We start from the raw sequence: 13,287 nt of genomic DNA, 5'->3' as shown, positions 1-13,287 counted from the left end.
ATGGCTATCGGTTTCGATTTAATAACGGTAATAAGAGAAAAGATATTGCACCAAATACAATAACCATAAGGGTTTGGGCAATCCACATAATCCATCCAAACGCGTTTCCAGCGACAGCAGAAATACCAAATATTTCCAGCGACTTACTTACAAAAGCGGGGTAGGCAATAAAACCTCCATTTGTGGTGGTCATGGCTATTGCTCCGCCAACAAAAGCAACTAACATTGAACCCAAACCTAAATGCGCCATTTCTGGTACTGTATATTTTATAACGTAGAACATAGCGATGTATGCAAACCAGATGTAAAGTGTATGAAAAACAAAGGCCCATTTATACTTCATTCTGAAAATACTAGTAATGCCAGCAAGCATGTCTGTTAAGAATACCTTGATTTTTTGGGCAAAAGGCGATTTTGATCTTTTCACAATTTGAATTGTTACCACAAGCCCGATTACTCCTACTATTAAAATGGCTAGGCCTGCGTAGATTCCGAATCCTGCTTCATTGAGAAAACCTAGAATTAAATCAGCCTGAAATAGTATTGAAATAAAAATTACTATCAACAGCATGATCACATCTACTATGCGCTCGGTAACAATAGTGCCAAAACCTTTTTCAAAGGGCACACCTTCATAGGTTGCTAACTCTGTAGGGCGCAGAATTTCTCCTGAACGAGGTACACCTAAGTTTGCCAAATAAGTTGTAAAAATCATCATTGAATTATTCAATATAGAACCTTTGTACCCAAGAGGTTCTAAAAGATAGTTCCATCTGATGGCTCTCGATACATGACTTGACACGCCAATTAGAACAGATAGACCAATCCAGTATGGGTCAGCATTTTTGATCTGATTCCAAATCATACTGCGTTGTTCGCTAGTTGTAGAATCGTAGAGATACCAAACTAAAAAAACTCCCAATGCAATTGGGAGTAGTGTTTTTAATATTTTTTTTAAACCGTTATTCAAAATCAGTTCAAAAGATTATTCTCTTCATTTGGAAATACCAAAGAGGGGTTGAAAGTTTTGGCTTTTTCAATATCCATTCGAGCGTAGGTTATTAAAATCAAGACATCATCGACAGCAACCCTTCTCGATGCCGCACCATTTAAAGTGATTTCTCCACTGCCTCTGGGGCCAGGAATGGCGTAGGTTTCTAAGCGTTCGCCATTGTTATTGTTGACGATTTGTACTTTTTCACCTTGAATAATATTAGCGGCATCCATAAGATCTTCATCAATAGTTATACTGCCAATATAGTTAAGGTCTGCTCCAGTTACCTTTACACGGTGTATTTTAGATTTTACAACTTCAATTTGCATAGGGCAAAGTTAATTAATTGAGCTTAGTTAAGCGCTATATTGTCAATTAGTCGCACGTTTTCGGCGTAAACAGCAATAAAAGCTCTGTATTTAGTGTTTTTTTCTTTTTTCTGAATTGGGGTCAAGGTATCAACATCGGCAATGGTAACGTATTCAAGATCAAATTCAGTATGTTCTTGAAACTGTTTTTCGATCCATTCCAATATATAATTAGCACTTTTTGTGCCAAATTTCTTTTTGGCAGCTTTTAATATTTTATAAATAAGAGCTGCTTCTTTTCGCATTGCTTTAGAGAGTCTTTCATTTCGAGAACTCATAGCAAGCCCGTTAGGTTCCCTGACAATTGGACAGCCAATAATATCGACAGGAATCTTCTTTAAATCAACCATTTTCTTAATGATCTGTAGTTGCTGGAAGTCTTTCTCTCCGAAATAGGCTCGATCTGGTTTCACTAAGTTGAGTAAGGTTTCGACTACGGTACCAACACCGTTGAAATGATCATCACGAAACTCCCCTTCCATAACTTTATCTAATCCGTCAAAGTTATAGACGTTGGTTTTAATAGAATTGCTGTAAATTTCCGCAACACTAGGTGCAAAAACACAAATTGAATCGGACACTTTTTTTAAGAGAGAAATATCTGACTCTAAAGTTTTAGGATATTTTTTTAGATCTTCTTTGTTGTTGAATTGTGTGGGATTAACAAAAATACTTACTACCACATTTTTATTTTCAGACACCGCCTTACGAACTAAAGCTATGTGACCTTTGTGAAGAGCGCCCATAGTGGGTACGAAACCCAAATTATTGGTAGAATTAAAAGAAGAAAGAATTGCATCCAACTCTTTTTTGGTCTGAGTAAGTACCATGAAATTTATTTAAAACCCAGCAAACTTACTATAATTACGGCTAATCTACATAATTTTTGTAATTTTGCAGCTACGCTTAAATTTTAAGAGAACACAAAATCAAACACACCTTGTATGAACGGTAAAAAGATATTATTTGTATCTTCTGAACTAGTGCCCTACCTTCCAGAGAATGAAGTTTCCCTAATGTCATATGAAACCCCTCGTATGGTTAATAGTAAAGGAGGACAAATACGAATCTTTATGCCTCGTTATGGAAACATCAATGAGCGCAGACATCAACTACATGAGGTTATTCGTTTATCGGGGATGAACTTAGTAATTAATGATATGGATATGCCATTAATTATTAAAGTCGCCTCAATTCCACGTGAACGTATTCAAGTTTACTTCATTGATAATGAGGAATATTTCAAGCGAAAATCAACTTTCACTGATGAAAATGGTAATTTATTTGCCGATAACGATCAGCGCGCTATCTTTTTTGCCAAAGGTGTTGTTGAAACCGTGAAAAAGTTAAATTGGACACCAGATATTATTCATGTTCATGGGTGGTTGGCTTCTCTTCTTCCGCTTTATTTGAAGAAGTATTATGCCGACGAACCTCTTTTTGGTGATAGCAAAATAGTTACTTCAGTTTACGGAAAAGCTTTTGATGGGGCTCTTGATAAAGGCATAATTAAAAGAATCGGTTTTGATGGTATTGAAGCTGATCAAATAACTTCCCTTGAGAACCCTGATTATAATAATTTGTTAAAAGTTGCGGTAGATTTTTCAGATGCCGTTATTTTAGCCTCGGAAGAAATTCCAGATGAGTTACAAAACCATATTTCCAACCTAGAAAAACCTGTGTTACCATATGTTGCTTTGCAAGAATTTGAAGAAGCATATGCTAATTTTTATAACACCGAAGTTTTAAAATAATCTAAATGAATTTTTTAAAAGGATTAAAAATTCTTGCCGTGGCAGGGGTTTTAGTTGTTGTAGGGCTTTTTTCTTCTTGTGAACAAGATTTAACTACTATTGGCGATGGAGTAATAGGGGGAGAGCCTTTTACGACAGATAAGGTAACTTATGATGTGTTTGCATTCAACAAAAAAATAGAGGCAGTACAAACCAATCAACTGCCTATTTATCAATTAGGGGTTTACACTGATCCTATTTATGGAAAAACGGAGGCTAGCATCACCTCACAGCTACAACTAAGTGCCTATGGCCCTACTTTTGGAGATTTAACTCAGCAAAATGAACTGGCTAATAATACCCTAGAGAATGAAACAATTGATAGTGTCTTTATATATATTCCTTATCTAAATAGTCAAATAGATACCGATAATGATGGTGTAGTAGATGCATTAGATAGTGCTCCTAATGACCCAGCAAATGATAGTGATGGAGATACAGTCCCCAATAATATAGAAGTTGCCAATAATACTGATCCTCTAAATCAAGATACAGATGGCGATGGCGATAATGACAATGTTGACGATTCTACTTTGGGAGGACGTTTTGCAGAAAGATTCGAATTAGATAGTATCTATTACAACAATCAAAAATCAGAAAACGAGTCAGAACCTAATTTTCTTGGTCAATCATTTAATCTAAAAGTGGAGAGATCAACCTTCTTTCTAAGAGATGCTGATCCGGGGTCAAATTTTCAAGACGCACAACAGTATTATTCCAATGAGAGATATTCACCAGATTTTACTGAAGAAGTTTTTTTTGATGGAAATACTATCATAAGTGATCGAGAGATATTGTTTGTGGTTGAAGAAGATGACCCAGATACTGAAGCAGATGAGTCTGGCACTATTTCAAGTAAACTAGATCCGGGTATAAGAGTGAAGTTAAATGATGTCGCAAATAATTTTTTTCAAGCAAATATTTTAGACAAAGAAGGCGGCTCAGAACTATTGAGCAGCTCAAATTTTAAAGAATTTTTTAGAGGAATTCATATCTCCGCTACACCAATAACAAATGACCTTCTTTTCTTTTTAGATTTAACAGATGCCAAAATCAATGTATACTATTCGTATGATAATATTAATGATGACGAAAGTATAGAAAAACTTCAGGGTACCCTTGAGCTTAATCTTATTACTCAGACTGGAAATAACCCAATTATTGGTAATGCAGTCAATACTCTTATAAATGAAACTTACCCTGCTGACATCACAAACGCTTTCAATAATTCAGAGAACGCCTCAAAAATATATTTAAAGGGTGGTGCGGGTTCATATGCGGAGGTGAAATTGTTTGACGAGGACATTGAAGAGGCTGAAACACTTATCAATGAAATTAAGGCAAACGATTGGATTATTAATGAGGCCAATTTGGTATTTTTTATCGATAGAGAAGCCATACCAGCAATGAGTATCGAGCCACCAAGACTTTATTTGTACAATGCTGAGACAAATGCGCCATTATACGATCCTCTCTCCGAAAGAGGTGTCACCGAGGTCAATACACCTTTAGGTATTTTTCCAAATCATGATGGTGTGTTGGAAGAATCTGATGGTCAAGGTTTAAGGTATACCGTTAGAATAACTGATTATATCAATGACATAATCGTAAGAGATTCTACGAACGCGACCTTAGGGCTGACTATCACTCCTGATATTAGGCTTGCTGGAGCAAATAGCGTAATGCTTGCTGATGGAAATGAAAAAGACCTCCCAGCAGCTTCTGTATTGAGTCCCTTAGGAACCGTTTTATTCGGAAGCAACTTGCCAAATACAGATGAAAAGAAGTTAAAACTCGAAATTTTCTACACTGAGACGAATTAAACTTTAATTTTTGGCTGAGTTATTACCTAATAGGTACAAATTCTAGGACTGATTATACCACTTGAAGAAATTTTGCGTTCTACATCTATAATGGTAGATTACTGTTAAAAGTGTGCGTAAATTTGCAGCTGAATTAGAAATATACCCCAATAAAATCAAAATTTATGTGTGGAATTGTAGGATACATTGGTCATAGAGATGCCTATCCAATAATTGTTAAAGGACTTCAAAGACTAGAATATAGAGGATACGATAGTGCAGGAGTTGCCATTTTTGATGGTAACGGAATAAACTTAGCTAAAACTAAGGGGAAAGTAGAAGATCTCAAGAAAAAAGCAGAAAGTACAATCTCTACAAAAGGGAAGCTTGGTATAGGACATACCCGATGGGCCACACATGGGGTTCCAAATGATGTAAATTCTCACCCGCATTACTCCAATTCTGGTAATTTAGTTATCATTCATAACGGAATCATAGAGAATTATGAGTCTATTAAAAAGGAGTTGGTTAAGAGGGGTTATGAATTCCATTCTGATACAGATACAGAGGTTTTAATAAACCTTATTGAAGAAGTAAAGAAAACTGAAGATGTAAAATTAGGCAAAGCGGTTCAGATAGCTTTAAACCAAGTGGTTGGGGCATATGCCATAGCAGTTTTTGATCAGAGAAAACCAGATGAAATTGTAGTTGCAAAATTAGGTAGTCCACTAGCAATCGGAGTTGGAGATAATGAATTCTTCATTGCATCAGATGCTTCACCATTTATTGAATTTACAAATAATGCTGTTTATCTTGAAGATGAAGAAATGGCAATTATTCGTCTTGGAAAAGAAATCAAGCTAAGAAAAATAAAGGATGACGCGATTGCCTATCCCAATATTCTAGAACTTCAAATGAATTTGGAGGAAATAGAAAAGGGAGGTTATGATCATTTCATGCTCAAAGAGATATACGAACAACCAAGGGCCATATTGGATACCTATCGAGGCAGATTGCGCGCCGATCAAGGCATAATAAAAATGGCTGGCATCGACGAGCATTTAGAGAAATTCATGAATGCCGATCGTATTATTATCGTTGCATGCGGTACATCATGGCATGCAGGTTTAGTAGCCGAATATATTTTTGAGGATTTAGCACGTATTCCTGTTGAGGTTGAATATGCGTCAGAATTTAGATATAGAAACCCTGTAATAACTGATAAAGATGTTTTAATTGCTATTTCACAGTCTGGTGAAACCGCAGATACTTTGGCCGCTATAAAACTGGCCAAGGAAAATGGAGCTTTTGTTTTCGGAGTTTGTAATGTTGTTGGTTCATCTATTGCTCGAGAGACTCACGCAGGGGCTTACACTCATGCGGGTCCTGAAATTGGTGTAGCCTCCACAAAGGCATTTACCACTCAGATTACAGTATTGACTTTAATCGCATTAAAGCTGGCAAAGGAGAAAGGTAAATTTTCAGAGTCGAAGTTTCATGAATATTTAACAGAGCTTGAAGCCATTCCAAGTAAAGTTGAAAAAGCATTGGAGTCAAACCCACTGATTGAAATTATTTCTGAAGTCTATAAAGACTCAACAAATTGCTTGTATTTAGGAAGAGGGTATAATTTCCCTGTCGCTCTTGAGGGCGCTCTAAAACTTAAAGAGATAAGTTATATACATGCAGAAGGTTATCCAGCAGCAGAAATGAAACATGGCCCAATTGCTTTGATCGATGAGCAGATGCCAGTTTTTGTAATTGCCACTAAAAAAGGACATTATGAAAAGGTAGTAAGTAACATTCAAGAGATAAAATCCCGTAAGGGAAAAATTATTGCAATTGTAACTGAGGGTGATGAGCAGGTTACAGAGTTAGCGGATCATGTTATTGAAGTTCCTGAGACTTTAGAAAGTCTTACACCTTTACTGACCACGATTCCACTGCAGTTGTTATCTTATCACATAGCTGTAATGAGAGATTGTAATGTTGATCAGCCTAGAAATCTAGCAAAGTCGGTAACAGTAGAATAATTACTACAAAGAATATAAGGAAGTTTAAGGCCTTGGAATTGTCCAAGGCCTTATTTTTTTGTTATTTTTAAGATATTGCTAAAATCAATCTGGGCATTTTATGGAAAAAGTATTATGCATGCATAATTTTTTTCATTTTATGATTTTGAGTATGAAAAAATCTGTATATTGCCCTCAAACTAATTTAACTTAAACTTAACATGAGAAAACTACTGTTTATAGCGTTGCTGTTATGTGGATTTACAGGCATTTCACAAACTACAGTAAACGGAAAAGTTGTTGATCAGAACAACGAACCAATCCCCGGGGCAAATGTTGTGATTGTTGGAAAAGCAATTGGAACTACTGCCGATTTTGATGGTTTGTTCAAGCTGGAAACATCGGAAGTACCCCCCTTTCAGTTAAAAATAACTAGTATTGGTTATTCAGACGCAACTGAGAATGTAACTGAAAATAATCAGACGATTACGGTTGTACTGAATGAGACACAGACTTTCTTAGACGAGGTTGTTATTTCTGCCTCTAGAACTCCTGAACGAATATTTGAATCTCCAGTTTCTGTAGAGCGTTTTGGATTAAAAGAAATTAAAAATACAACTGCGGCTTCTTTTTATGGAGGTTTGGAAAACTTAAAAGGTGTTGACGTAAACACCAACAGTTTGACTTTCCAATCAATCAATACCAGAGGTTTTGCCACTTTTGCGAATACTAGATTTTTACAGTTGGTTGATGGAATGGACAACTCTGCTCCAGGTTTAAACTTTGTTGTTGGTAACTTGGTTGGTATGTCAGAGCTTGAAGTACAAAGCGTTGAAATATTACCAGGTGCATCTTCTGCTCTTTATGGAGCTGGTGCCTTCAATGGTATTCTTTTTATGCGTAGTAAAAATCCATTTGACTATCAAGGTATAAGTGCTTATGTCAAAGGCGGTGTTACTTCTCAAGAGGCGGCAGGAACCAATAATTATTATGATATAGGAGTTCGAGGTGCACACGCTTTTAGTGATAAATTTGCGGTAAAAGCTAACCTGTCTATACTCAAAGGTGAAGACTGGCATGCAGCGAATAGAACTGATTTAGCGGATCCAAGTAGAACTAGAGAAAATCCAGCTTATGACGGACTTAATGTTTATGGTGATGAAGTAGGTATTGTTTTGAATTTTGACACCCCTGTTAATTTGGCTCCTGGAACACTTGGTTCTGCATATGTATCAAGAACAGGTTATGATGAAGTTGATTTAGCGAATTACGAAGCAGAAAGTGTAAAGTTTGATGGTTCGGTGCACTATAAGCCCTTTGCAGATGACTTTGAGATTGTATACAATGCTCGTGTTGGTCGTGGTAATACCTTATATCAAGGTGCTAACCGATACTCACTGAAAAACTTTATTATGCAACAGCATAAGTTAGAAGTGAGAAACGATAACTTCTTTGTTAGAGGATATGTTACCACAGAACGTTCTGGAGATTCTTATGATACTCGCTTTGCGGCGATCAATATCAATAGATCTTGGAAATCAGATCTACAGTGGTTTACTGAATATACTGGAGCTTTTATAGGAGCAAGATTAGGGAGATTTACAGGAGGAAATAGATTAGATGAAACGGCAGCACATGCTTTTGCAAGACAACAAGCAGATACAGGTAGATTGGTGCCAGGAACTCCAGGATATCAAAGTGCTTTTAATAGGGTTACAAGCGATGGTGACTTAACAACTGGTGCTAAGTTCATTGATAGAACAAGTCTGAGACATGCTGATGCGAATTATAACTTCAGTCATCTAACAGCTGATATTGCTGATATTCAAATAGGAGGTTCGTATAGACAATACTCATTAGATTCTGGCGGAACAATATTTACAGATATTGACGGTCCGATAAAATACAGCGAATTTGGAGCTTACCTTCAAATTCAAAAGAAACTTATCGATGAACGTTTGAAACTTACAGGTTCTATTCGTTATGATAAGAATGAATTTTTCGATGGCTTCTTTTCGCCTCGTCTTTCGGCGGTGTTTACTGCAGGGGAGAATAGGAACCAAAACTTTAGAGCATCTGTTCAACAAGGTTTTAGAAATCCAACAACTCAAGATTTGTTTATTGGTTTGAATGCTGGGCGTGCTATTTTAGTGGGTTCTGCACCTGATAACTTAGATAGAGATGTTAGAACATTTGATTTGAGTGCAAGTGGTGCTGCTGTTACAGGTCAGCAAACTGCAACTATTGTAGGTAGAGCAGCGTATGAAAATGCATTTTCATTAGCCTCAGTATCTGCAGGAGCTCCAACTGCCGTTAATACCGGATTGGTAAAACCTGAGGAAATTACTGCATTTGAAGTGGGTTATCGTGCTCAGTTCGGTAAGACGGCTATTGACTTAAGCGGTTATTACAATCAGTACACTAATTTCATTTCAAACGTAACAACACTTGTTCCTCTATATGGTCAAGCGGGTGATGGAGCATTGTCTTTATTGGCATTACAGAATGGCGATTTTAAAGCCTATCAAACCTATACGAACTCTGAAGCTGGTATCGAGTCTTATGGGGTAATTTTAGGAGTTGATACTAAGGTCTTAGGTAATTTTGATTTAGGTGCTAGTTACACTTTTGCTGATTTAGATTTTAATCAAGAGGCTTATCCTGATTTCAGAACACAGTTCAATACACCAAAACATAAAGTGAAAGCTTCTTTTGGTAATACGGAGCTATTCAAGAATTTCGGATTTAATATTAATTATAGATGGAGTGATGAATATGAATGGGAAAACACATTTGCTGATGGTACGGTACCTTCATTTAGTGTTCTTGATGCACAAATCAGTTATGGTGTTCCTAGTATTAAGTCAGTTTTTAAGTTAGGTGGATCTAACCTTTTAGGGGAAGAATATTTCACAGCTGTAGGTACTGGCCTTATAGGTTCTATCTATTATCTTTCTTGGACGATAAATCCATAAGTAAATCGAATTTTATAAAATTAAAGGCAGCTTTTTCAGCTGCCTTTTTTTATGCCAAAAAAGAACTGAAAGTAGTTTTCAATTTAAGAGTAATATCATATCTTTGCAGCCTGAAAATCAGCCGTATTTAGTGCTGCTTTTTAAAGAATAAAAATCTTAATTCCTAAATAAAGTAGTAATGTCAAAAGTTACAGGTAAAGTTTCTCAAATCATCGGGCCAGTTGTTGATGTAGAATTTCAATCAGGAGATGAACTTCCAAAAATCTATGATTCATTGGAAATTGATAAGCAAGATGGTTCAAAACTAGTTTTAGAAGTGCAATCGCACGTTGGTGAGAACACTGTTAGAACCATTTCTATGGATTCTACCGATGGTCTTAGTAGAGGAACTGATGTTGCTGCTACAGGAGCTGCAATTCAAATGCCAATAGGTGATGATGTTTATGGACGTCTGTTTAATGTAATTGGAGATGCTATTGACGGACTAGGAGATTTGCCGAAAGCTGGTAAAGACGGACTTCCAATTCACAGAGATGCTCCAAGATTCGAAGACCTTACCACTACTACAGAAGTTTTATTTACAGGGATCAAAGTAATTGACTTGATCGAGCCTTATGCAAAAGGAGGTAAGATTGGTTTATTCGGTGGTGCAGGTGTTGGTAAGACCGTATTAATTCAGGAATTGATTAACAATATTGCAAAGGGTCATGGTGGACTTTCAGTATTCGCAGGAGTAGGGGAAAGAACACGTGAAGGAAACGACTTGCTTCGTGAGATGCTAGAATCTGGTATTATTAAATACGGAGATGATTTCTTGCATTCTATGGAAGATGGCGGATGGGATTTATCTAAGGTAGATAAATCAGCCATGAAAGATTCGAAAGCGACTTTCGTCTTCGGTCAAATGAACGAACCTCCTGGAGCACGTGCGCGTGTTGCGCTTTCAGGATTGACCATAGCAGAATACTTCCGTGATGGAGCAGGTGAAGGTCAAGGTAAAGATGTACTTTTCTTCGTAGATAACATTTTCCGTTTTACCCAAGCAGGTTCAGAGGTATCGGCACTTTTAGGTCGTATGCCTTCTGCGGTAGGTTACCAACCAACTTTGGCAACAGAGATGGGAGCTATGCAAGAGCGTATTACTTCAACCAAAAGAGGTTCTATTACATCAGTACAAGCGGTTTACGTACCTGCGGATGATTTAACCGATCCCGCACCGGCGACAACCTTTGCTCACTTAGATGCTACTACAGTACTATCTCGTAAGATTGCCGAGCTTGGTATTTATCCAGCGGTAGATCCTTTAGATTCTACTTCTCGTATTCTTACTGCTGAAATTTTAGGAAATGATCATTATGCTTGTGCACAACGTGTAAAAGAGTTGTTACAACGTTATAAAGAGCTTCAAGATATTATCGCCATCTTAGGTATGGAAGAGTTGTCTGAAGAAGATAAATTGGCAGTAGGTCGCGCAAGACGTGTACAACGTTTCTTGTCACAGCCTTTCCACGTAGCTGAGCAATTTACTGGTATACCAGGAGTATTGGTAGATATCAAAGAAACTATCAAAGGTTTCAATATGATTATGGATGGAGAGTTAGACCATCTGCCAGAGTCTGCCTTTAACTTAAAAGGAACCATCGAAGAAGCTATCGAAGCTGGAGAAAAGATGTTAGCAGAAGCCTAAATTAGTACAGAGTACTAAGTAATGAGTATTAAGTACTTATTACTTTGTACTAACTACTTAATACTAGAATTATGTATTTAGAAATCGTATCACCTGAAGCAACATTATTTGCCGGAGAAGTAACTTCTGTTACTGTTCCTGGAATCAATGGAGAGTTTCAAATGTTGAAAGATCACGCACCAATCGTTTCTTTACTTCAAGAAGGAAATGTTCAGATTGATGGGAATATTTCTATTGATGAAGCTTATGAAAGTAAGTTTTCTACAGATGCTAATGGAAAAACAATTTTAGCCATTTCAAGTGGTACTATTGAGATGAAAGATAATAAGGTGATTGTTTTAGCAGACTAATTCCTTCATTCAAACATAACACTAAAAACCTGATGTAAAAGTCGGGTTTTTTTGTACTCAGTTGTCTAAGTAGTGTATTCGACAAAATAATATTTTAATGATCAAACCAAAGTTCTTAGAAAGTATTCATAAACTTTCTTTTTTGCTTTTTCTTCTATGTAGTATTTCTTCATATGCCCAAGAAAAAAGAGATTCTATAGTTTATAAAAATCAGGTGTCAACGAACTTGATGTTGCCCATTTTCGAAAGTTTTGATTTCAATTACGAAAGAACTGTGGCCAATAAATGGGCAATTGGATTGGCGGGTGCAGTCTATGGAGAGCGCGGATCTGATTTGAGTACAGGATCCAGTTATTTTGAGTATAAGACCATTTATGAAATAATGCCTTATATGAGGCTGTATTTTCAAGGAGCTCAAAACAAAAGTCATTTCGTAGAGCTTTTTGGTTCTATCAGTCAGGTTGAGGAAACTGGGCGAGTTGTACGAACGGTTAATGATGCTGGTTTTGGAGTATATCAAATTGGTACGAAAACCTATTCTGTTGGAGGTCTCGGGGCTGGTTATGGATACCGTTTTCTTTTCTTAGATAAGCGACTCGTTCTAGAAGCGCAGTTCGGTATTCGCACAAATTTTAATGTAGATTTCTATTTCTTAAACGGTGCTGTAGTTCGAACGGGAATCCGTGTGGGTTATAGATTTTAAATATTGAATTATGGATATAAAAATTAGAGTTGGAGTTACAGTTTTTTGTTTACTATTAGTTGGCTGTTTTTCTAACGATGATGGCGGATTTGGGCGAACTGTTTCCCTAAATATTCAAGATGCTATTTCGATGGAAAACTTAAAGCAATATAACGTAGGTGACACTATCTTTTTTGACTTGCGATTTAGCAGATACCTGGCGGAAGAAGGTTTTGACGAACCTGTAGACATTTTCGAAACCACAAAAGCTGAACACTTCTCATTCTCGTTTGATTTTCAGAAGTTCTCTGAGTTAGAAAATAGATTTAGCCCTATAAATATAGACGAAGAGTTTGTTGTTGCCGAGAAAAGAGATTTAGACACTTTTTATTATTACGGCGGTTATGGAACTTCCGTTGGTTTAAATGAAGCTCAAGATTCTTATGAAACTACTGTTGGGATTATTTTGGTTGAGGATGGTCTGTTCCGATTTGATTTTGACAATATTTATATTCAAAGTCCTTATGACTTTGAACAAGTGCAGATTAGTATTTATCACAGCTTTTCGGTAGACGGAAGACTAGATACTGAATTTGAAGTACTGGAGTAACGAACTTTTGTTGC

Annotated in this window: 11 protein-coding genes; 8 read left to right on the top strand and 3 right to left on the bottom strand. The window is 36.7% G+C overall.

Annotated features, from left to right (window positions below; translation table 11 throughout):
• Positions 1–4: 4 nt before the first annotated feature.
• The 3 genes from ACKWCD_RS06240 to panC are packed head-to-tail and all read right to left on the bottom strand — an operon-like array spanning position 5 to position 2,192.
• Positions 5–970, bottom strand: a complete 966-nt coding sequence (locus ACKWCD_RS06240) for a lysylphosphatidylglycerol synthase transmembrane domain-containing protein (RefSeq protein ID WP_413983086.1) — start codon at positions 968–970, stop codon at positions 5–7.
• Positions 971–972: 2 nt separating this feature from the next.
• Entirely contained in the window at positions 973–1,323 is a 351-nt protein-coding gene (panD, locus tag ACKWCD_RS06235; protein ID WP_413983085.1) for an aspartate 1-decarboxylase, read from the bottom strand.
• A gap of 23 nt (positions 1,324–1,346) precedes the next feature.
• Positions 1,347–2,192, bottom strand: coding sequence for a pantoate--beta-alanine ligase (gene panC, locus ACKWCD_RS06230; RefSeq protein ID WP_413983084.1), 846 nt, complete (start codon positions 2,190–2,192; stop codon positions 1,347–1,349).
• A gap of 114 nt (positions 2,193–2,306) precedes the next feature.
• On the opposite strand from panC, the gene ACKWCD_RS06225 reads away from it, so the two are divergent.
• The 8 genes from ACKWCD_RS06225 to ACKWCD_RS06190 all read left to right on the top strand — a co-directional run bounded on the left by ACKWCD_RS06225 (position 2,307) and on the right by ACKWCD_RS06190 (position 13,273).
• On the top strand, positions 2,307–3,116 hold the full coding sequence (locus tag ACKWCD_RS06225) for a glycogen/starch synthase (RefSeq protein WP_413983083.1): 810 nt from the start codon (positions 2,307–2,309) through the stop codon (positions 3,114–3,116).
• Positions 3,117–3,121: 5 nt separating this feature from the next.
• On the top strand, positions 3,122–4,978 hold the full coding sequence (locus ACKWCD_RS06220; RefSeq protein ID WP_413983082.1) for a DUF4270 domain-containing protein: 1,857 nt from the start codon (positions 3,122–3,124) through the stop codon (positions 4,976–4,978).
• 164 nt (positions 4,979–5,142) lie between these two features.
• Positions 5,143–6,990 carry a glutamine--fructose-6-phosphate transaminase (isomerizing) gene (gene glmS, locus ACKWCD_RS06215; RefSeq protein ID WP_413983081.1) on the top strand — a complete coding sequence of 616 codons (1,848 nt, stop codon included), beginning with the start codon at positions 5,143–5,145 and terminating at the stop codon, positions 6,988–6,990.
• A gap of 200 nt (positions 6,991–7,190) precedes the next feature.
• Positions 7,191–9,944, top strand: a complete 2,754-nt coding sequence (locus tag ACKWCD_RS06210; RefSeq protein ID WP_413983080.1) for a TonB-dependent receptor — start codon at positions 7,191–7,193, stop codon at positions 9,942–9,944.
• Between the two features lie 178 nt (positions 9,945–10,122).
• Positions 10,123–11,631 (top strand): F0F1 ATP synthase subunit beta, encoded by a 1,509-nt coding sequence (gene atpD / locus ACKWCD_RS06205; protein ID WP_413983079.1) that lies wholly within the window; start codon positions 10,123–10,125, stop codon positions 11,629–11,631.
• A gap of 71 nt (positions 11,632–11,702) precedes the next feature.
• Positions 11,703–11,981, top strand: coding sequence for a F0F1 ATP synthase subunit epsilon (locus ACKWCD_RS06200; protein WP_413983078.1), 279 nt, complete (start codon positions 11,703–11,705; stop codon positions 11,979–11,981).
• Positions 11,982–12,078: 97 nt separating this feature from the next.
• The gene (locus ACKWCD_RS06195) at positions 12,079–12,684 is read left to right on the top strand and encodes a DUF3575 domain-containing protein (RefSeq protein WP_413983077.1); all 606 of its coding nucleotides are present in this window, start codon (positions 12,079–12,081) and stop codon (positions 12,682–12,684) included.
• Positions 12,685–12,694: 10 nt separating this feature from the next.
• On the top strand, positions 12,695–13,273 hold the full coding sequence (locus ACKWCD_RS06190; RefSeq protein ID WP_413983076.1) for a hypothetical protein: 579 nt from the start codon (positions 12,695–12,697) through the stop codon (positions 13,271–13,273).
• Positions 13,274–13,287 lie beyond the last annotated feature (14 nt).

The sequence above is a fragment of the Maribacter taeanensis genome (assembly GCF_047345145.1).
Classification (GTDB): domain Bacteria; phylum Bacteroidota; class Bacteroidia; order Flavobacteriales; family Flavobacteriaceae; genus Maribacter_C.
This window is presented reverse-complemented; position numbering and strand designations above follow the sequence as displayed.